Raw genomic sequence first — 20,295 nt, 5'->3', positions numbered from 1 at the left:
CGTGAGGCCTGGGAGGGCGCATGAGGCTCTGGGCAATGGCCGTGCTGCTGTGGCTGGCAGCGGGCTGCGCGACGACGCGCGTGGTGAATCTCGACACGGGGCGGGGCAGGCCCATTGCCTATACGCCGGTGGAGACGGAGCCGGTCCGGGTTGACGAGGAGGCGTTCAAGAACGCCGTCACCCAACTGGTGCTCGAGCTGAAGCTGGACGTTGCGTTCCGGGAGGAGGGCCGGCGCTCCCTGCTCGCGTCCACGGGCGGCATCGTCGACGGGGCCCGAGGCCGGCAGGTGCTCAGCTTGAGCGATGACTTCACCCTGGACCCGATGGAGCGGCGGAGGATGGCGCTCTCCTTCGCGCTCGATACGGTCTGGGAGGGAGTCGCGGAGGCGATGGAGGACCTGATGGATCCCGCCGTGCTTCGGGCCATGGTCACGACGATGATCGGCACCGCGATGGTGATGCTGGTCGCACCGGAGCCCATCACCAAGCTGGTCGCGGTGGCGCTGACGGCTTCGCTCATCGCGTATCTGGGCACGGGGCCCGTGTGGAACCTGGGGCAGGCCTTCTTGCGGCTCATGGATGAATCGCGGGACGCCCGGGACGAGGCTGCCCTCAGGGATGCGGGGCATCGCTTCGGGCGAGTGCTTGGGGACAACGGGGCCCGGGTGCTGGTCATCGTCGCGATGACGGCACTGGGGGGCAGGAACGCGATGGCCGCGCAGGGGCCCCGGATGCCGGGCTTCCCGCAGGCGGCCTTGAGCGCGGAGGCCGGGGCAGGGTTCCAGCTGTCGCGGGCGCTGGCCGGTGAGGTGAGGGCCATCTCCCTGTCGTCCGCAGGAGTGCTCAACGTCACGCTCGCGCCGACCGCCGTGGCGGCCGTCGCCATGGGACCTGGGGGCGGAATCCAGGGCGACCCTGAAGGCGACGTCCATCACATCTGCACGGACAAGAACGAGGTGTCGGAGCTGTCGGGCGGCCCCTGGACGCCCATCTTCGAACCGTTCTTCGAGCAGGCGGGAATGAGCCTCAATGACGCGGCGAACCTGGTTCGAATCAACGGGCATCGAGGACCTCATCCTGCGGAGTACCATCAATCCGTGTTCAATCGTCTCACCCAGGCGATGGCGGAATGTCGAGGTGTCGCTCAGTGCCGGACTGCGTTGGTGGACGTCCTGGCGGCCATCGCAAAAGACCTGACAACCGCGGGCACCCGCTTGCGCAAGCTCATCACCCGGAATCCCGATGCCTGACGCGATGGAACGGCGGTTCTTCGACCTGAGCATCGACGTGTATGTGCCGGGACGGTGGTACTTCAAGACACCGACCCAGCTCGACGGTCAACCACTGGATGACCCGTGGGAGTTCACGCGCGGGACGCCCATCCCTGACCCGGGGCCGCTGCGTGTTCCGCTCTCCCGTCCTGGGATTGCCCTGGACTTCACTTCAGCTGGCGTAGGGATCACGCCCGTTCTCAGTCCTCGGACAGCAGAGGTTTTTCGCGCGCTGGCCCCCAACGACGTGCAGCTCTTTCCCGTGCAGGTCGAGGGCCAGAACGAGCCCTACTTCCTCCTGGTCGTGACTCGCACGGTCCGCTGTGTTGATGAAGTGGCGAGCGAAGAGGTCCAATTCTGGAGGCCCGAAGACGGGCAGCCCGAAAAGGTGGGGGAATATCGAGACATCGGCGGGTTGCGCATTGACAAGGGAAGGGTGGCTGACGAGCGCGTGTTCCGCCTGTGGGGATGGCGGCCCGCGCTCATCGTCGATGGAGAACTCAAGTCCGCCCTGGAGCAGACCGGCATCGTGGGAGGTCAGTTCGTCGAGGTGTAGAACCCGGGCCCATGGAACTTCGTCCCGCCGTCCTCCTGGGCCTGCTCTGCCTCCTGCCAATCACAGGCACTCCCCGTCCTCGCTCCAGTGACCTGGGCATCCCCTTCGGAGGACAGCCCGGCGCGCTCAATGCCATCACCGACGTGAAGGGCGTGGAGGTGGGCCACACCACGCTGATCACCGGTGCACAGGTCCGGACCGGCGTCACCGCCGTGCTGCCCCGGGGCCGCGACGCCGTCGCCCAGCCTGTCTTCGCGGCGACCCATGACCTCAATGGCAGCGGTGAGATGACCGGCGCCCACTGGGTGAAGGAGTCCGGGCTGCTCTCCGGCCCCGTGATGATCAGCGACACCCACGCCGTGGGCGCCGTGCACGAGGGCGTCATCACCTGGGCCCAGAAACGCAACCTCACCTGGGAGCTGGGCCTGCCCGTGGTCGCGGAGACCTGGGATGGCCTCCTGCACGACATCGACGGCTTCCACGTCCGGCCCCCGCACGCGATGCAGGCGCTCGACGCCGCGCGCCCCGGCCCCGTCGCGGAGGGCTCCGTGGGCGGCGGCACCGGCATGGTCTGTCATGGCTTCAAGGGCGGCATCGGCACGTCCTCCCGCAAGCTCCCGGCGGAGCAGGGGGGCTACACCGTCGGCGTGCTCGTGCAGTGCAACTACGGCAGCCGCCGCCTCTTCTCCGTCGCGGGCGCTCCCGTGGGCGAGGAGATCGCGGACCTGCGCGCCTGCTACACCGGCGACACCGCTCCGAAGGGCCCCTTCTTCTCCCAGCTGCCCCCGTGCTCGCGGCGCGCCAGCACCCGCCCCACCCATCCGGAAGGCCTGGGCTCCATCATCGTCGTGGTGGCCACCGACGCGCCGCTCCTGCCACACCAGCTCGACCGCGTGGCCCGGCGGGTGCCGCTCGCGATTGGGAAGATGGGCGGCCTGGGAGAGAACTCCTCCGGCGACATCTTCCTCGCGTTCTCCACCCAGCCCGTCGTCAATCCGAAGGACGCCTCCGTCGCCCCGGTCTCCATGCTCGACAACGAGCGGATCACCCCCGTCTTCGAGGCCACCGTGCAGGCCACCCAGGAGGCCATCCTGAACGCGATGCTCGCGTCCGACACCATGACGGGCAACCAGGGCGCCCGCGTCCACGGCCTGCCGCCGGACCGGCTGGTGAAGGCCCTGCGCAAGTCAGGGCGCCTGCCTCCGGCCCCGAAGCCTGGGAAATAGCGGCGGAGCCCTCCGGCCTTCCCCGGGCTCCACCCGCTGCGCCATGCTGCGCCGCCTGACGCCAGCAAAAGGGGATGCGGGATGGAGACGGAAGCGTACGGACCTCCGAGGGATGAGCAGGAACTGGCCGCCATCGCGGACATCACCGCGCAGGCGTTCGCCATGCAGCTCGCGGACTCCGAGACCGCGGTGCGAAAGAACTTCGCGGAGTCCTCGCTGCGCATCCTGCGCGTGAACCGCGAAGTGGCCGCGACCCTCACCCTCATCCGCATGGGCCAGTTCCTGGGCGGCCGCTCGGTGCCGCTCATCGGCGTGGGTGGCGTGGGCGTCGCTCCCGCGCACCGGGGCGCGGGCGCCGCCACGCGCCTGTTCCACCGCTTCCTGCGGGAGATGCGCGACGAGGGCGCCCCGCTCTCCGCCCTCTACCCCGCGACGCAGCCGCTCTACCGGCGCGTGGGCTACGAGGTCTCCGGCGCGCGCTACGAAATCCACGTCGACGCGGCCGCGCTGGAATTGGGCGAGCGCTCGCTGTCCCTGCGCCCCATGCGCCCGTCCGACGACGCGGCGGTGGAGGCGTGCTACCGGCGCTTCGCCGCACGGCACCATGGCTGGCTGGACCGGGGGCCCTACATCTGGCGGCGCGTGCGCACGCCCCGCGGCGACACCGCCTACGGCTACGTCGTGGAGGGCGCTTCCGGCGTGGAGGGCTACGTGTACCTCGTCCGGAACCTCGCGCCCCAGAGCACCGTCTACAAGCAGGTGCTGAAGCTCACGGACCTCACCGCCACCACGCCCGCCGCCGCGCGCCGGCTGCTGCGGTTCCTGGGCGACCACCGCTCGCTGGCGCAGGACGTGATGTGGCACGGCGGCGCGGACGAGCCGCTCCTCGCGCTGCTGCGGGAGCAGACCTACCAGGTGAAGCTCTCCATGCACTGGATGACGCGCCTCTTGAACGTGCCCCAGGCCCTGGAGGCGCGCGGCTACCCCACGGGCCTGTCCGGCGCGCTCCACCTGGACGTGGAGGACGACCTCTTCCCGGAGAACACGGGGCGCTTCGTGCTGGAGGTGGAGGGCGGCACCGCCCGCGTCCGGCCGGGCGGCGAGGGCCGCCTCAAGCTGCACGTGCGCGCCCTGGCGCCGCTCTACACCGGCTTCCTCGCGCCCCGCGCGCTCCAGCTCGCCGGCATGCTGAGCGCGGACGACAGCTCGCTCGACACCGCCAGCGCCCTGTTCACGGGCCCCGCCCCCTCGCTGCGCGACATGTTCTGACGCGCGGGCGCGGGGCTACCCCGCGCCCCGCCGGCAGTGGTAGGAGCGGCGTCCTCTGGCGGAAGGAGGCTTCACACGTGCGCGCGTTCGTCACCGGTGGCTCGGGGTTCGTCGGGAAGCACCTGCTCGCGGCGCTCGCGAAGCGCGGGGAGCCGGCGCGCGCGCTGGCCCGCTCGCTCAACGCCGCGGACGTCGTCCGGGCCGCGGGCGGCGAGCCGTGGGAGGGTGACCTCTCCGACCCGGAGCGCCTGCGCCTGGGCATGGAGGGCTGCGACACCGTCTTCCACGCCGCCGCGCACGTGAAGCTGTCCGGTCCCCGCGCGGCCTTCTACGAAGCCAACGTGCGCGGCACGGAGGCCGTGCTGGAGGCGGCGCGCGCGGCGGGCGTGAAGCGCTTCGTGCACGTGAGCACGGAGGCCGTGCTGGTGGACGGCGGCCCCATGGCGAACCTCCACGAAACGCACCCGCTGCCAGAGCGTCCCGTGGGCCCGTACCCGTCCACCAAGGGGCAGGCCGAGCGGCTCGTGCTCCAGGTCAGCTCGCCGGAGTTCACCACCGTCGCCGTGCGGCCCCGGATGGTCTGGGGACCGGGGGACACCACGGTGCTGCCCGCGCTGGTCGCCGCGGTGAAGTCCGGGCGCTTCCGCTGGATTGGCGGCGGGCACTACCTCACGTCCACCTGCCACGTGGCCAACCTGGTGGAGGGGATGCTGCTGGCCGCGGAGAAGGGGCAGGGCGGCCAGGTGTACTTCCTCACCGACGGCCCGCCCGTGGAGTTTCGCGCCTTCGTCACCGCGCTCCTGAAGACGCAGGGCGTGGAGCCCGGGGACAAGTCCATGCCCACCGCGCTGGCCGCGACCGTGGCCGTGGTCAGCGACTTCGTCTGGGACCTCCTGGGCCTCAAGAGCGCGCCGCCCCTGTCGCGCACGGAGCTGCTGCTCGCGGGCCAGGAGGTGACGGTGAGCGACGAGAAGGCCCGGCTGGAGCTGGGCTACGCGGGCAGCGTGTCGCGCGAGGAGGGACTGCGCGCGCTGGCCGCGAAGGTGGAGTAGCCTCCGCGTCCATGCGCAGGTTCGAGTTCGTCGACGGCAACAGCTCCAAGTTCTGGATGCCCGAGGTGCAGGGCGCCACGTTCATCGTCACCTACGGCCGCATCGGCACCGCGGGGCAGCGCAAGGAGAAGGTCTTCCCGGACGAAGACGCGGCCCTGAAGGAGTACAACAAGAAGGTCGCGGAGAAGGTGCGCGAGGGCTACGCGGAGGTCGGCGCCGAGGCGGGCTCCACCGCGGCCCCGGCCGCCCCGCCCCCGAAGGCCGCCGCCCCGCCCCCCGCGCTCGTGCTGCCGCGCCGCGTGGCTCCCGCCACGCCCGGCCCGGAGGCCGTGGCCGCCGCGGCCGCCTCGCTCACGCGGCTCCAGTCCCGCCTCAAGGGCCCCAGCTGGAAGGTGACGCGGCTCGCGCGCAAGGCCCGACAGGCGCTCCGCGCGCTGGGCGGCGTGGACCCCGCGGCGCACCCGGCCCTGGCCGCGCCCTTCGCCGCGCTGATGGCGCACGTGGTGGGGCCCAAGGCGGAGGGCCGGCTGCCGGTGCGCCACGCGCTGGGGCTCTTGTCCCAGGTGGACGTCGCGGCCTTCCAGCGCGCGGCGGAGATGTGGAAGGCGGCGCCCGCGGGCTCGGTGCCTCCGGGCGTGGCCGCCGCGCGGACGCTCTCCGACCCGGAGCTGGCGCTGCGCGTGACGGCGCTCCTCACGGAACGCCCCGAGCTGCGAGACGGCTCCGAGGACGCGTGGACGAAGCGCTGGGCGAAGCTCAAGCCGCACGTGGAGGCCCACCTGTCCGGCGCGGGCCACTCGCTGTCCGCCTTCGTGGGCGGCGTGGACGCGGGCGGCGACGCGCACCTGTCGAAGCGGCTCGCCCGGCTGGGAGCGTGACGCCGGACGCCCGCGCGTCACGCCCCGGGCTAGGGCGCGCTTCCCGCCGCGCTGCCGCCGGACGAGGCCGTGCCCTCGAGGGTGGCGGCCGTGGGCTGGCGGTCCATCTCCGACGCCGGGTAGTCCCGCGCCGCGTCCAGGTACTTCTTCGGCTGCACCCGCCGGCGCTCCCACTTCGACAGCCCCTCCGGGCTCAGCAGCGCGGGCTCCGCGTCGCCGGACTTCTCCACGACGTGGCCGTCGCAGAAGAACCACTCGGTGCGCCCCTCCGGCGACAGCCGCGCGAAGTAGAGGTCCGGCTGGCCCACCTTCGGGTCCTGCGGGCACCACGTCGCGCGCGCCTTCGCCTCGCGCTCCGGGCCCTGTTCGCGCCACTGCTTCTGCGCCTCGCGCAGCGCCGCGGCCGCCTGGATCCGGGGCCCCAGCGCCATCCGCTCCCGCGCCTCCGTGAGCAGTGTCGCGCCGCGCTGGGCCAGGTCCGGGAACGCCCCCGTGCGCCGGAAGTCGCAGGACGTCAGCGCGCGGAGGTTGGCCTCGTGCACCTTCAGCACCGGGGGCAGCGTGCGCAGCCCCTCCTCCAGCAGCGCCAGGTGCTTCGCGTGCTCCAGCGCCTTCAGGTCCTCGGCCTGCTCCGTCTCCTTGACGAAGCGCGCCAGCAGGCCGTTCACCGCGGTCAGCTCGTCCTGGAACCAGCGCGGCTCCGCGTCACAGGGGCTCGCCTTCGCCCCCGCGTAGTCCCGGTACTCCGCCCGGGACATGCCCAGCGCGTAGCGCTGGATGGGAGGGGACTGCTTCGCCGCGCAGCCCCCGAAGACCGCTCCCAGTCCCAGGAGCGCGATGCTTCGAGCCAGTGTCATCATCCGTCGCATTGTGCCATCCATTGGAGGACAAACAAACCTGCGGCAACTCTCCTGGAGGGGGAGCGGCCGGGGGAGAGGCCGTGAGTGACAGGGTTGTGACAAAAGTGCATCCGGGCTTTCCGGGGATGCGGACCGGAGTACGAGGGGGGACATGAAGCCCCGCCTCCTCCTCCTCATTGGCGTGCTGGCCGCGGCGCTGGGGGTGTTCTACCTGCTGGCCGCCCCGGTGGCGCCCCGCGCGGTGACGCCGGAGCCCGCGTCCGCGTCCGCGCCGCTGCCGTCGCGGCGGCGGGTGACGGACATCACGTTCCTCTACAGCACGGAGAAGCGGGCGTGGGTGGAGGCGGCGCTCGCGGACTTCCAGCGGACGCACCCGCACGTGCGGGTGACGCTGGTGGGGCGGGGCTCGCTGGAGGCTGCGCGGGCCATCCTGGAGGGGCGGGAGAAGCCCACGGTGTGGAGCCCGGCGGACAGCGCGGAACTGCGCATGCTCGCGGCGGACTGGGCGACGGAGCCCTCGCACGGGCCGCTCTTCGCCACGCAGGGCGAGGCCATGCCGCATCCGCTGGTGATTACGCCGCTGGTGTTCGTGGGCTGGCAGGACCGGATGGACGTGCTGCGCAAGGCGGGCGGCGGCGGGGCCCTGTCGTGGAAGACGCTCCAGCGCGCGGTGGCGAGCGACCGGGGCTGGCCCTCGGTGGGCGGCCCTCCGGAGTGGGGCTTCGTGAAGCTGGGCCACACGGACCCCACGAAGTCCAACTCCGGCCTGCAGGCGCTCCTGTCCGCGACGCTGGAGTACCTGGGCCGGCGCGCGAGCGTGAAGGAGGCGGACCTGCTGGACCCGGGCTATCAGGCGTGGCTCCAGGGCTTGGAGCGGGGCGTGACGCGCTTCGAGCCGTCCACGGGCACGTTCATGACGGACCTGGTGCGCTTCGGGCCGTCCCGCTACGACCTGGCGCTGGTGTACGAGAGCCTGGCCATCGCGCACCTGGGGAACGCGCAGGGGCGCTGGGGGCAGCTGCGGGTGGACTATCCGCCGGTGACGCTGTGGAGCGACCACCCGGCGGCGGTGCTCCAGGCGGACTGGGTGACGCCCGAGCAGCGCGAGGCGGCGCTGGAGTGGGTGGCCTTCCTGCGCAGCCCGGCGGTGCAGGCCCGGGCGCTGGCGTTCGGCTTCCGGCCGGCGGACCCCTCGGTGCCGCTGAAGACGCCGGACGCGGACAACCCGTTCACGCGGCTGGCCGCGCAGGGCATCCGCGTGGACGTGCCACCCGCGGCGGACGTGCCGGACGCGTCCGTGCTGCGCACGCTGCTGGAGCTCTGGACGCGCATGGGCGTGGGGCGCTGAAAGACGCACTGCGGGGCCGTGCAAGCGAAGCGGACCGCCGTGATAGCTTCCCCGCGCGGGTGCCGGGCCGGGGTGCACCCAGGGGTCGAGGGGGAAGTCCAGATGACAAGGCCTCGCCGTGACGCGCCGCTTCCGTGGCCAGGCACTGGAATGTCTGCCATTGCGTCCGGCCGTCAGGAATCCCTCCCCTCCGCCGACTTTCTCCAGCCCGCCGGGCCGGCCGCGGGCGTATCCCTTCCATGATTGGGAAGAATCCCATGCCCGTGCATGAACGCCGGTCTCTCGCCGGAAGCACCCGGAGGATGCTGGGGCTGCTGGCGCTGTTGCTGACCGCCTGCCATTCGGAACCGGGCGGCGGTGGTGAGGACGCGGGAACGCCCCCCGGTGAGGACGCGGGAGTTCCCCTCACGACGGTGACGCGGGACGCGCGCCTGTTGCACGTGGACGAAAGCCAGACGTTCCTTATCTCCCTCCGTAAGGACGGCACCTACGCGCAGTCCCTGCCCGCGGGTGAACCCGTGCGCATCGCGGACGCCGTGGAGGCCGCCTACGGCGCGAGCGACGGCAGCTCCGCGGTGCTGTGGAGCGAGGCGGTGGGGGGCCTGCGGAAGGTCTGGCTCTGGCGGCCGGGCGCCTCCGACCTCATTCCCCTCACCTCGAGCGCCCGGGGGGGCGTGCTCCATGACCGCGCGCTCTCCTATGTCGCCTTCCTGGAAGAGGGGGAGAACGGCGCGCGCTCCGTCCGCGTGGCGCGGATGGCCACCTGCGCTCCCGGCGCCTGCGTGCCTTCGACGCCGGTGCAGGCCCAGGGGGCGGACGCGAGGCTCTGGAACGGCGGGGGGACGTTGTTCCTCCTGGATGGGATGCGGGCCACGTTGATCGACGCGGCCTCCGACACGGTGTCGGCCCTGGGCACGCTTCCGGCGGCGCCGGTCTTCTCCCCCGGGGGGACCCGCTACGGCTGGGCGGTGGACAACCACGTCGTGCTGTTCGACACCGCCACCGGGGCCCAGCTGTGGGACCACGTCTGGCGGGACGAGGAGTACCAGCCCGGGTGGCTGCCGGCTGGCGCCCCCATGATGCTGGACGAGGTGCACGTCCTCGTGAACACGCAGGGCCCGTACCGGGGCGCACCGCAGGGCGTTCCGCTGGGGCACTCGCTCTCCAAGTGCACGTCCTCGGGATGCACCGTGGCCGTCTCGAAGAACGAGTGCTGGCCCGAGCGGGTCAGCGGCCAGCCGGCCATCTACTGCCGCGAGGAGCTGTGTCCCTTCGTGCGGTGCGACTTCGTCAATTCGTACCGGGACAGCGCGGCGGCCTGGCTCTTCAAGGCTGGAGAGAGCGACACCTGGATGGGCCCCGTCTTCTCCCAGGGCTTCCTGGACGCGGCGCGGTTGAAGCCGCAGGCGGGCACGGGCTTCCTCCTGGAGTGGTCCGTGAACAACGCGACGTCGAAGCTGCTGCTGCAGGGCCCGCAGCCGACGCAGCCGTTCCTGTTCACCCCGGAGCCGAAGCGGCTGCTGTACCGCCAGGCGGTGCAGCAGGCCGACGGCACGCCGGTGGACCACCTCTGGACCTGGGACCGGGAGAAGGTGGTCGACCTGGGCTGGGTGGAGGGGACGCCCGCGGAATCGGGAATCCTGCGGGACCAGCCTCCCACGCTCTACCTGGACGTCCGCCAGCCGCGGCCGGACGGGACGCACTCCCTCTCCATCCTCCGCGTGCCGCTGTAGCACCTGGACATCCTGACCCTGATGCGTCCGCCGGGCCGGCGCGGGACGCCTGTTGAACCTGGAGAACCGTATGTCATTGCGAAGCGTCGGCAGGGCCCTGGGCCTGGTGTTGCTGGGGATGGGATTGAGCCACTGCAAGGGGGACCCCGACGTGCCGGATGCCGGCGTCGACGCGGACGTGCCCCCGGCCCAGACGATGGTGCGGGACGCGAAGTTGCTGGAGGTGGATGCCCGGCAGACCTTCCTCCTGTCCGTGAAGGTGGACGGCACCTACGCGCAGGCGCTGCCCTCGGGGGAGCCGTCGCGGATCGCCGGCACGGCGGAGCGGGCCGTCGTCGCGAGTGATGGCGGCGCCGTGGTGCTCTGGAGCCCCCAGGGGGAGGGGCTCGGCCGGACGGTGTGGCTGTGGCGGCCCGGGACGCCGGCGGCCATTGCGCTGACCACCCGGGCCTGGTCCGTGGCCCATGACCCGGGGATGTCCTTCGTCGCCTTCAAAGAGTACGACCCGGGGTCGGGGATGAACTCCGTGCGCGTGGCACGCACGGACACCTGTACCTTTGAGGCATGTCCGCTCTGGACCGCACTCGAGGTCCCGTCGCGGAACCTCAGCTTCCTGGCGGGTGGGACGACGCTGCTCGCTTCGGAGGGCACCCAGGCGTGGCTCATCGACGTGCCGTCCAGGACCCTCACGGAGCTGGGCCCGACGGCGGCCTACCCGGTCCTCGCCGCGGACGGCGCCCGCTACGCCCTGTTCGACGCGGCGAACCACGTCCAGGTGTTCGACACGGCCACGCGGACGCTCCAGTGGGAGCAGGTCTGGCGGGACGAGGCCACGCGCAAGGACTGGCACGTCTCCAACGCCTTCATGACGGACGGGGGGACCCTCATCCTGAACATCAAGGCGGACCGCACGCCGGAGACCGACTCCGTCGCCTGTGATGCGACGGGCTGCAGGGACATGGAAGGGGGGCTCTGCCGGAACTGGGAGCGCAGCCCGGGGGTGGTGCTCTGTCTCATCGATAGATGGCTCACGCCGAACGATTTCACCCGGGACGCGGAGTACCTGGATGTCACGGGGCACGTGCTCGTCGACACCGCGACCACCAGCCGCGCCTCGGTGTACCCCGCCTTCAGCGCGGACCTCCGGAATCAGGCCTGGACCGTGCGCGAGACCCAGGGCGGCGCGAGGGTGGACACGCTCCGCTGGAATGCGCCGGAGGGGACGCGCCAGGCGCCGCTGGAGGGCCTGGTTGACAACGTCCTGTTCACGTTCACGCCAGACGCCCGCCAGGTGCTGTTCTCCCGGGTGCTCACCCCCGCGGAGGGCAAGACCGAACACCGGCTGTCCCTCTGGGATGGGGAGGCCGTGTCCGACCTGGCCGTGTTGAAGGATGCGCCCTTCCTGAACCCCATTCCTCCCATGGTGCGTGACAACCCGCCCACGCTGTACATGACCGTCACCCGGGGAGACGGCTGGCCCACCTCCGTCATTCGCGTGCCGCTCCCGTAGTCAGGCCTCGAAGTGCCGGGTGTCTGGAGAATCGTATGTCATTGCGAATTGCTGGCAGGGCCCTGGGCCTGGTGTTGCTGGGGATGGGATTGAGCCACTGCAAGGGGGACCCCGACGTGCCGGATGCTGGCGTCGAGCCCGACGCGGGATGGGACGCGGGCTCCCCGGTCCAGACGGTGATGCGGGACGCCTTCCTGGTGGACGTGGATGCCTGGCAGCGGCGGCTCATCGCGGTGGAGCTGGATGGCGGCACGGTGGTCCACGAACTGGCGAGCGGGGAGACGCGGCGCATCGCCCCTCCGGTCCAGAGCGGGTCCTTCACGAGCGATGGCGGCGTCCTGGTCCTCGCCAGCGCGCCACAGGAGGGGCTCGGCAGCGCCTGGCTGTGGCGGCCCGGTGACGCGGAGGCGTCCGTGATGGGCACGCGGGTCTGGGGCCGCGTGGCGGTGAAGGAGGGCGCTGCCCCCTACGTCGCCTTCGTCGAGCGGACCGCCGACGGCGGGGCGGACCTGAGCAGGGTGTTCCCTTCGGAGTGTGATGGGCGCGCGTGCCAGGTCGAGACGGTCGCGCAGGTCGAGGCGGGCTCGGCCTACGAGCCGGGCCTCCTCACGGGAGAGCGCTTCCTGTGGATGAAGCTGGACACGCGTGGGTGGGCCTTCGATACGGAGCTGGGCGCGCTCGCGGAGGCCGGAGGGGATCGGTCCTGCTTGCTGGGCATCTCGCCCAGCGGAAACCGCTTCGCGCGGCTCACCTCGGAGCAGCACGTCCAGGTGTACGAGACCCTCACGCAGACCCTGCTCTGGGACGTGGCCGTGCCGCCGAGCGACCTGGGCGTCTGGCGGTTCGAGTTCTTCGACGAGGACACCGTCATCGTCGGCAGGTCGGCCCCTGTCGGGCAGCTGCCACCGGATCAGGGCTCCTATTCCTGCACTTCGCGGGGTTGCACCTGGATGGGATCCACGGTCTGCGAGCCCCGGACGGTGCGCGGCGGGACGGTGCTCTCCTGCGCGGCCCTGGACTGCTTCGGCAATCGCTGCACGATGAGCTACAAGTTGATGAGACAGCCGGGTGAGGTGTTCTCCTCGGTGGGTTCTCTCATCGACCACGCGCCCGCCGTGAGCGATGACCTGACGACGGCGGTGTGGATGACCTACGAGCTGCGGGAGCATCTGGGCACCCGGACCCTGAGCTGGCACCGCACGCCGTACGTGCGACCGCTCACCTTCCCGAAGCAGATCAACACGAACGTCTTCGACTTCGTGCCGGGACAGCAGCGGTTCGTCTTCGTCAATCCGAAGGCGGATGCGGATGGCGGCGTGGAGAATGTCCTCTCCGCGTGGGACGAGACGGGCGTGGAGGCGCTGGGAGTCGTCGAAGGTTATCCCAGCCGCGCCATCATCCGGATGGAGCCGCCCATGCTCTACCTGAACGGGACCAGGCAGCAGGCGGATGGCGGTATCTCGACGGTCCTCCAGCGCTTCGCGCTCTGAGGCGGGGGGCGTCCGCCGGGCCGGCGTGGACGCCTGTTGAAGTGGGAGAAACACATGTCATTGCGAAATGCCTGGAAGGTCCTGGGGCTGGTGTTGCTCGGGATGGGATTGAGTCACTGCAAGGGGGACCCCGACGTGCCGGATGCCGGCGTCGATGCGGGTGTCGATGCTGGCGTCGAGCCCGACGCGGGAGTGGACGCGGGGCCTCCCATCCAGACGCTGAGGCAGAACGTGCACCTGATGGACGTGGATGCTTCACAGCGGTGGCTCGTCGCGGTGGAGCGGGATGGAAGCGCCACGGTGGTCCAGGACCTGGCGAGCGGGGAGACCCGGCGCATCGCCCCAGCGGTCCAGGGCGGAGCCTTCAGCCGTGATGGCAGCGTCCTGGTCCTCACCCATCCGGGACCGAATGGGCTCAACACCGCCTGGCTGTGGCGGCCGGGGGACGCGGATGCCTCCGTGATGAGCACGCAGGTCTGGGGCAACGTCGTGGTGAAGGAGGGCGCCACCCCGTATGCCCTCTTCCTCGAGCGGACCGCCGAGGGCGGCTCGGAGCTGCGCCGGGTGTTCCCCGCGGCGTGCGCTGGGGGGACGTGCCAGGTCGAGGCGGTGACCCAGGTCGAGGCGGCTCCGGCCGACGCGCTGGGGCTCTTCATGGGAGAGCGCTTCCTGTGGATGCAGCGGGGCGAGCGCGCGTGGGTCTTCGACACGGAGCTGGGAACGCTCGCGGAAGCCGCAGGGGCTCCCTCCAGCTGGCTGCGCGTCTCCCCGAGCGGAAACCGCTTCGCGCGGCTCACTCCCGAGTGGCACCTCCAGATGTACGAGAACGGGACGCAGACCCTGCTCTGGGACGTGGTCGTCCCACCGAGCGAAGGGAGCATGTGGGAGTTCGCGTTCTTCGACGAGGACACCTTCATCCTCAGCACGGCGACCAACGGCGGGACGTTTCCCCCGAGCTATAGCTCCGTCTCGTGTACCTCGCAGGGGTGCACCCGGTTCAGCTCCACGGCCTGCCGCCTCCGGCAGGGGCGCGGCAAGCCGGTGCTCTTCTGCTCGGCCACGGATTGCTTCGGCGTTCGTTGCTCGGCGACCTACAGGCTGATGAGCAGCCCGGGGGTGGAGTTCTCCTATCGAGGGGGCTCCATCGACCGGGAGCCCGCCGTGAGCGATGACCTGTCGACGGTGGCGTGGATGACCTACGACCTGCGGAACCAGCTGGGGCCCCGGACCCTGAGCTGGGAAGGCGCTTCGGGCCAGCAGCGGCTCACCTTCCCGCGGCAGGTCAACACGACGGTCTTCGACTTCGTGCCGGGGCAGCAGCGGTTCGTCTTCGTGAATCCGAAGGCGAATGCGGACGGCGGTGTGGAGAACGTCCTCTCCCTCTGGGACGAGACGGGGGTGGAGGAGGTGGGCGCCGTCGAAGGCTCTCCCCTCCAGTCCCTCACCCGGGCGGCGCCACCCACGCTCTACCTGAACGGGGCCGAGTGGGCCCCGGATGGCGGTCTCGGCTCGACGACCCTCCAGCGCATCGCGCTCTGAGTCCCCGGGGGCCTACCGCGCCTGCGCGGCCTGGGCGAGGAGCTCCGCGACGCGCAGCGCCCAGGCCTCCGCGGAGTCCAGCTCCGAGCGGGCGTCGGCATAGCGGTCGAACGACGCCTCCGAACCGTCCCGCGCGAAGAGGGCTTCGTTGAAGTCCTTCTGCGCCATGGTGAGCCACTGGCTGGCGCGCATGCGCAGCCAGTTCGCCACCTGCGGAGTGGGCTCGACCTGGTTCAGGTCCAGCGCCGTGGGGTGCATCTCCGCCGACTCTCCATCCTTCTCAAACTCTGGCATCACGTTCATGGACCGGATGGTTGGCACGCACCCAAGAGCAGGCACCCGGCCCGCATGGACGAGACAAACGTCGATGGTGAGCAGTTGATCGCGCTGAAATCTTCGCTGCTTGACGGAACGTCACCCTGACGGGCTGCGTCAGATGACGCCTTCCCAACCCTGCCCCTGGCGCCGGAAGGCGTCCCGGATGCCCTGAAAGGTGGCCTCGGGGAGGGGGCCCTGCTCCAGGGTGCGCGCGTTGGCGCGCAGGTTGTCCAGCCGCGTGGTGCCCACGATGCAGGTGGCGACGCCGGGCGCGAACGCGGTGAAGCGCAGCGCCAGCTCCGGCCAGTCCAGGCCGTCCGTCTGGAGGGCCATGCGCTGCATGCGGTCCCAGTACTCGCCCACGTCGTGCGCGTGGGGGCGCCCCGGGAAGCGCCACGGCGCGTTGGCCAGGGGCCGCTTGGCGATGACGCCCACGCCGCGCTCCCGGGCCTTCGCCACGCCGTGGTCCAGCGCGCGCTGGTCGAAGAGGTTCACGGACGTCTGCACCACGGCGAAGGCGCCCGTCTCCAGCGCGGCGTCCAGCCCGGCGTTGTCGCCTGAGTACGCGGCGGCGCGCACCTTGCCCGCCTGCACCGCGCGGGTGAGCGCCTCCACCAGCCCCGGGCGGTGGAGCACGTCCGGCGGGCACGAGTGGAAGTGCAGCACGTCAATCACGTCGGTGCGCAGCCGCTGGAGGGCCAGGTCCACGCCGCGCGTGATGCACTCGGGCGTCCAGTCCTCCACGCCGGGCACGCCGTAGCCGCACTTGGTGGACAGCACGAACTCCCGGCGGCGCGCGCCGAGGAACCGGCCGATTCTCTCCTCGGACACGCCGTAGCTGGGCGCGGTGTCGATGAGGGTGATGCCCGCGTCCAGCACGCCGTGGAGCAGGGCCTCCGCGTCGGAGTCGCTCAGCGCCTCATTGCCCACGGGCCCCGCGCCGAAGCCGAGCGCGGACACCGTGAGGCCGCTGTTTCCCAGGGGACGTTGAATCATCGGGTGGGGCCCTCGCCACGCGCGGCCAGGTCGATGAAGCCGCGGATCCAGATGAGGTTCACCGCGTCGCACGCGTCCTGCGTCGTGGGCGTGGTGGTCTCCAGCGCGGCGGCATACGGCACGCCCTGGCGCATGTACCAGTCGGTGACGCTGCCGTCGTGGAAGAAGATGAGGCCGTTCTCGTCGGCGTAGGCGTTGTCATCCACCTTGCGGCTCTTCACCACCGTGGCGTGCGCGGCGGCGGCCTCCATCAGCGGACGGTAGGCGGCGGTGTCTCCGAACGTGTACGCGTACGTGGCGACGCCGCCCAGGTAGTTGTCCTGGTGGATGTCGAGCGCGGCGTCCGGGGCGGGGAAGCGGGCCAGGTCACCGCGCACGGCGCGCGTCTCCTTGGGGCCGCCGTCGTACAGGGCCCAGCGGAGGATGGGCGGGTCGCCCACCAGCTCGCCGCGCCACTCGCCGGGGGCGATCTCGTAGCGCATGAAGTCGTTGTTGGGCTTCTCGCCGCTGCGGTTGTAGCGCGTGCCGTCCTCGAAGCCGGAGGGGTTGATGCACGGGTAGACGCGCAGGCCCACACCCTTCGACTTCGCGTACGCGACGATGTCCGGCAGGTGCCTGGCGAGCGTCAGCGGGCCGGCGGGCTCCTCGCCATGGAAGCCGGACGTGATGACGAGCCAGCGGTCGCCAGGGACGATGAGGCGGAAGAGGGGATAGTCGCGCCCCCCTTCGTTCACCTGGCCGTATTCAGAGAGCTCACCCAGGGAGGCGTGGGAGCGGATGCGTCGTGCGTAGTCGGTGTAATCCACCGACTGACCATAACCGCGCGCGTCATCCCTGCCCATGACGGTTCACGGTGAGACGCGGGATGTGTCAGGCCCCGCGCACCGGGATGGGACCTTCCGGGTGGGTCTACTTCGCGCCGGTGCGTTCGCGGAGGTCGCTGGCCAGCTCCTGGCGCTGGGCCGGGGTGAGGGTGCGGTGGACCTCGAGCACGGCGTCCACCGCCTTGTGGGCGAAGGCGCGCGCGGCGTCGATGCGCGCGTCCACCAGGGCGTGGAGCTTCGCGGCGTCGGGCGTGGCGGACTCCAGCTGGGTGACGGCCTCGGCGCGGGCGGCCTGCTGGCCTTCCATGAGCGAGTGGCCTTCGTTGAGCAGGCGGTCCTTCACGGCGTGGATGGAGGTGCGCTGGGCCTCGGTGGCGTCCAGGTCATCCAGCGTGTCGTTCACCTTCCAGGTGACCATCTGGTGGATGCGCTCCGGGTCGGGCGTGCCGCGGTGGTGGCGGCCCCAGCCGAAGCCGGTGAGCAGGGTGACGGCGACGACGGCGGTACCGGCGATGGCGAGCGTCTTCTTCATGGCGTGTGGCTCCAGATGCGTGGGGTTGTCTTTCCCGCTGCGTGACTGGACCCAAGATGGAAGGCGCCGGTTGCGGTGGTTTGAGCCGGGGGTGAAGAAGTGTGAAGCGCGGGCTTCAACGGGGGCACCGGGGAGAACTAACGTCGCGCGCCATGGAATCCCAGTCTGAGTCTGTTGTCTCCGCGCCCATGCGGCGCCCGCGCGTGTGGACGGTGCTGGTCGCGTTCGTGGTGATGTTCGGGCTGCTCGTCACCGGGAGCGTCCTCGTGAACCACGTCGCGACGGGCATCGAGGCGGCGAAAGCGGGCGTGGATCCGAGCGACAGCGTGGCCCAGGCGGCTCTGCAGGGGAAGGTCGAGGCCCTGCCGTGGCCGACCGTGGCGGTGGTGATGATGGTCGGTACGGTGGCGCTGAGCCTCGCGCTCCTGGGTGGCCGGCTGTCCCCTCAGCCCTTGCGCGACCGGCTGCGCCTGCGGGCCGGGGTGCCGCTGCCGGCCTGGGCCTGGGGCGTGGCGGCGGTGGGCTGCTTCGCGGTGGGACAGTCCCTGGAGAGCCTGGCGGTGCTCACGGGGGCGTGGAGCTGGACGGGGTCGTTGAAGGGGTTCGAGGCCGCGAGCCAGGGGCCGCTCGGGACCTTCGCGCTGCTGTTGTTCTTCGGCTCGCCGGTGGCGGGCACGGCGGAGGAGCTCTTCTTCCGGGGCTACGTGCAGACGCGGCTGGTGGAGCGCTGGGGCCCCAGGGCGGGCGTCGTGGGGGCCGCCACGCTCTTTGGCCTGCTGCACCTGGATCCGGTCCACGGGCCCATTACCCTGATGGTGGCCTTGTTCCTGGGCTGGCTCGCGGTGCACACGGGAAGCGTGCGGCTGCCCATCTTCGTCCACATCCTCAACAACGGGGCGTCCTTCCTCCTCGGCCGCTACGCGCCGCCGTCATCCGAGTACCCGACCACCGTGCACACGGCGCTGCTCTGCGTGAGCGCGCTCGTGGTGGTGGGCGCCGTGACGCTGCTGCGACGCATCCCCGAGGCCCCGAAGACAGAGGCGCCCGCGATGCTCGCGAGCGCATGAGCTTCAGCGGCCGTCCCAGAACGCCATGTCGCCGTACTCCCACTCCCAGGGCACGCCGGCCTCGCCCAGCACGAAGCGCGCGAGGTGAGGGTAGGCGGGCTCGGCGCGAACGTCGTTGCTCAGGATGAGCACGCAGCGGCGTCCGCGCGGCAGGCACACGAGGGCATTGGCGGTGCTGTCGTTGTGGCCGGTCTTGAAGAACCCGCGTCCCTGCGGCCCGTCGAACACCACGACGCCCAGGCCCGCCGCCAGGTCCTTGCGCCGTGACTCCGGCGGCAGTTCGTCCTGGAGGGTGGGGAACTGGCTCCGGGTGGTGATGGGCAGCTGCGGTGAGGTCATCCGGGCGAAGCTGTCAGGTGACAGCCCTTCGCCACGCACCAGCGCGGCGGCGAAGCGAGACAGGTCGTCGAGGGTGGTGTCCATGGAACCGGCCGCGCGCACCCTGCTGCGTTCGTCGTGCGGTTCCACGCCCCCGTCGGACTTCCATCCGTCGGCCAGGTTCCGTGCGAAGTCCGGCCGCCACATCATGCTGGTGGTTTGCATGCCGAAGCGGTCGAACACGCGCCGTTGCAGCTCCGCGCCCACGTCCAGCCCCAGCCCGCGTTCGAGCACGAACTGCATCAGGATGATGCCGTCGCCGGAGTACGCGTAGCGGCTGCCAGGAGCGAAGTGGATGCGCAGCCGCTCGTCGGGCTCCAGGAAGCCGAAGTTGGCGAAGCCCGCGCTGTGGGTGAGCAGGACGCGAGGCGTGATGTCCCGCCAGCGCTCGTCATCGGCCAGGTGCGACCAGGTCGAGTAACGGTCCTCGTCCGGATACTCCGGCAGGGGCTTATCCAGGTACTTCGAGATGGACGTGTCGAGGTCGATGCGCTGCTCATCCGCGAGCTGCATCACGAGGTACGCGAAGACCGTCTTCGTGATGGACGCGCCATACATCACCGTGTCCGTCCGCAGCGGTTGGCCCTTCGCATCGCGAGCGCCATAGGCCCGGGTCGCCACCACGCGTCCGTCGTCAATGACCGCGATGGCCAGTCCCTTCGTGCCAGTCGCGGCCATCGCGCGAGCCGCTTCCGCATCCAGCGCGGCGATGTCGGGAATGGAGGGCACCTCGCGGACCGCCGACGTCGTGGCACAGCCGCAGGCAAGCATCAGGCCCAGGCTCCAAGCACGCAGAGCGTTCCGCAATCGGCTCTCCTCGGTGACGTGGCTCCATCCGCGAAGCAGGACGTGGACACTATCGGTCGCGGGCAGGCTCGGACGAGCGTTGACGCGCAATGAGGTCCTGGACATCGTCGCGGCGCGTATGCAGGTCTATGAGATCCCGGTGAGGTTCACCCAGGGGAGTAGCCGATGACTGACGGACGTTCGTGGCAGGGAGACTGGAAGGCCCGCCTGTATGAGCGCGTCCGGGAACTCGGTTACGATTCGCTGACTGCCTTCGCGGAGGCGCGTCCCAGCGCATCGCTGGTGGCGCTGGCTGAGGAACTTGGACGGGATGACGTCGCTGGCGTGCAGGTGTTCAGTGGACTGGTCGCCGAAGCGGAGCGCGCAAACCGGGTCACGCGTTTGGTCCGCGGACAGTTCGTGCGCGAACTGAGCGAGCATCTCCCTGGGGGCTGGCCGGCCACGATGGATGACGCGAACCGGTTCAAGGTCGCGCGAGTACTCGCCGGTTGGTCCTCCTTCACTCCGGATACCCATCAGGAACGCGTTGACCTGGCCGGCGATGCACTTTTCGCCAACCTTCCTCCCGCAGGCTGGCATCCGCTCGGTCCTGACGACGAACTTCTCCGCACGCTCTTGCCGGACGAGGAAGCCTGAACTCA

The 20,295-nt window shown here is 70.9% G+C and carries 19 protein-coding genes; 13 read left to right on the top strand and 6 right to left on the bottom strand.

Going from position 1 to position 20,295, the window contains the following annotated elements:
• Positions 1 to 20 precede the first annotated feature (20 nt).
• The 6 genes from NR792_RS18555 to NR792_RS18530 all read left to right on the top strand — a co-directional run bounded on the left by NR792_RS18555 (position 21) and on the right by NR792_RS18530 (position 6,252).
• Positions 21 to 1,250 (top strand): AHH domain-containing protein, encoded by a 1,230-nt coding sequence (locus NR792_RS18555; RefSeq protein WP_375761344.1) that lies wholly within the window; start codon positions 21 to 23, stop codon positions 1,248 to 1,250.
• On the top strand, positions 1,243 to 1,827 hold the full coding sequence (locus tag NR792_RS18550; RefSeq protein ID WP_375761343.1) for an imm11 family protein: 585 nt from the start codon (positions 1,243 to 1,245) through the stop codon (positions 1,825 to 1,827). Before NR792_RS18555 ends, NR792_RS18550 begins: the two co-directional genes overlap by 8 nt.
• 11 nt (positions 1,828 to 1,838) lie before the next feature.
• Positions 1,839 to 3,053, top strand: a complete 1,215-nt coding sequence (locus NR792_RS18545; RefSeq protein WP_375761342.1) for a P1 family peptidase — start codon at positions 1,839 to 1,841, stop codon at positions 3,051 to 3,053.
• Between the two features lie 81 nt (positions 3,054 to 3,134).
• Entirely contained in the window at positions 3,135 to 4,322 is a 1,188-nt protein-coding gene (gene eis / locus NR792_RS18540; RefSeq protein ID WP_375761341.1) for an enhanced intracellular survival protein Eis, read from the top strand.
• A gap of 77 nt (positions 4,323 to 4,399) precedes the next feature.
• Positions 4,400 to 5,374 (top strand): NAD-dependent epimerase/dehydratase family protein, encoded by a 975-nt coding sequence (locus NR792_RS18535; RefSeq protein WP_375761340.1) that lies wholly within the window; start codon positions 4,400 to 4,402, stop codon positions 5,372 to 5,374.
• An 11-nt stretch (positions 5,375 to 5,385) separates the two neighbouring features.
• A complete protein-coding gene (locus tag NR792_RS18530) occupies positions 5,386 to 6,252 on the top strand; it encodes a WGR domain-containing protein (RefSeq protein WP_375761339.1) in 867 nt (288 codons plus the stop codon).
• A 29-nt stretch (positions 6,253 to 6,281) separates the two neighbouring features.
• Here NR792_RS18530 and NR792_RS18525 read toward each other — a convergent pair whose 3' ends face one another.
• Positions 6,282 to 7,112, bottom strand: coding sequence for a hypothetical protein (locus NR792_RS18525; protein WP_375761338.1), 831 nt, complete (start codon positions 7,110 to 7,112; stop codon positions 6,282 to 6,284).
• 151 nt (positions 7,113 to 7,263) lie between these two features.
• On the opposite strand from NR792_RS18525, the gene NR792_RS18520 reads away from it, so the two are divergent.
• From NR792_RS18520 to NR792_RS18500, 5 genes are all read left to right on the top strand, one after another.
• Positions 7,264 to 8,460 carry a substrate-binding domain-containing protein gene (locus tag NR792_RS18520; RefSeq protein ID WP_375761337.1) on the top strand — a complete coding sequence of 399 codons (1,197 nt, stop codon included), beginning with the start codon at positions 7,264 to 7,266 and terminating at the stop codon, positions 8,458 to 8,460.
• Positions 8,461 to 8,717: 257 nt separating this feature from the next.
• Complete coding sequence (locus NR792_RS18515; protein WP_375761336.1) at positions 8,718 to 10,193, top strand: hypothetical protein; 1,476 nt, start codon at positions 8,718 to 8,720, stop codon at positions 10,191 to 10,193.
• 52 nt (positions 10,194 to 10,245) lie between these two features.
• Entirely contained in the window at positions 10,246 to 11,703 is a 1,458-nt protein-coding gene (locus NR792_RS18510) for a hypothetical protein (protein WP_375761335.1), read from the top strand.
• A 35-nt stretch (positions 11,704 to 11,738) separates the two neighbouring features.
• On the top strand, positions 11,739 to 13,193 hold the full coding sequence (locus NR792_RS18505) for a hypothetical protein (protein WP_375761334.1): 1,455 nt from the start codon (positions 11,739 to 11,741) through the stop codon (positions 13,191 to 13,193).
• Between the two features lie 54 nt (positions 13,194 to 13,247).
• Entirely contained in the window at positions 13,248 to 14,732 is a 1,485-nt protein-coding gene (locus NR792_RS18500; protein WP_375761333.1) for a hypothetical protein, read from the top strand.
• A 12-nt stretch (positions 14,733 to 14,744) separates the two neighbouring features.
• Here NR792_RS18500 and NR792_RS18495 read toward each other — a convergent pair whose 3' ends face one another.
• The 4 genes from NR792_RS18495 to NR792_RS18480 all read right to left on the bottom strand — a co-directional run bounded on the left by NR792_RS18495 (position 14,745) and on the right by NR792_RS18480 (position 17,402).
• Positions 14,745 to 15,026 carry a FruA-associating protein, FapA gene (locus NR792_RS18495; RefSeq protein WP_375761332.1) on the bottom strand — a complete coding sequence of 94 codons (282 nt, stop codon included), beginning with the start codon at positions 15,024 to 15,026 and terminating at the stop codon, positions 14,745 to 14,747.
• Positions 15,027 to 15,164: 138 nt separating this feature from the next.
• Positions 15,165 to 16,046, bottom strand: a complete 882-nt coding sequence (locus tag NR792_RS18490; protein WP_375761331.1) for an aldo/keto reductase — start codon at positions 16,044 to 16,046, stop codon at positions 15,165 to 15,167.
• Entirely contained in the window at positions 16,043 to 16,852 is an 810-nt protein-coding gene (locus tag NR792_RS18485) for a hypothetical protein (RefSeq protein ID WP_375761646.1), read from the bottom strand. Before NR792_RS18485 ends, NR792_RS18490 begins: the two co-directional genes overlap by 4 nt.
• 103 nt (positions 16,853 to 16,955) lie before the next feature.
• Positions 16,956 to 17,402, bottom strand: coding sequence for a Spy/CpxP family protein refolding chaperone (locus tag NR792_RS18480; RefSeq protein WP_375761330.1), 447 nt, complete (start codon positions 17,400 to 17,402; stop codon positions 16,956 to 16,958).
• A gap of 152 nt (positions 17,403 to 17,554) precedes the next feature.
• Between NR792_RS18480 and NR792_RS18475 the strand changes: the two genes are divergently transcribed.
• Positions 17,555 to 18,469, top strand: a complete 915-nt coding sequence (locus NR792_RS18475) for a lysostaphin resistance A-like protein (RefSeq protein ID WP_375761329.1) — start codon at positions 17,555 to 17,557, stop codon at positions 18,467 to 18,469.
• Positions 18,470 to 18,472: 3 nt separating this feature from the next.
• Here the strand turns inward: NR792_RS18475 and NR792_RS18470 are convergent, their stop codons facing one another.
• On the bottom strand, positions 18,473 to 19,654 hold the full coding sequence (locus NR792_RS18470; protein ID WP_375761328.1) for a serine hydrolase domain-containing protein: 1,182 nt from the start codon (positions 19,652 to 19,654) through the stop codon (positions 18,473 to 18,475).
• A 165-nt stretch (positions 19,655 to 19,819) separates the two neighbouring features.
• On the opposite strand from NR792_RS18470, the gene NR792_RS18465 reads away from it, so the two are divergent.
• Positions 19,820 to 20,290 carry an NUDIX hydrolase gene (locus NR792_RS18465; RefSeq protein WP_375761327.1) on the top strand — a complete coding sequence of 157 codons (471 nt, stop codon included), beginning with the start codon at positions 19,820 to 19,822 and terminating at the stop codon, positions 20,288 to 20,290.
• Positions 20,291 to 20,295: the final 5 nt, after the last annotated feature.

The sequence above is a fragment of the Corallococcus exercitus genome (assembly GCF_042231735.1).
GTDB classification, from domain to species: Bacteria; Myxococcota; Myxococcia; order Myxococcales; family Myxococcaceae; genus Corallococcus; species Corallococcus exercitus_B.
This window is presented reverse-complemented; position numbering and strand designations above follow the sequence as displayed.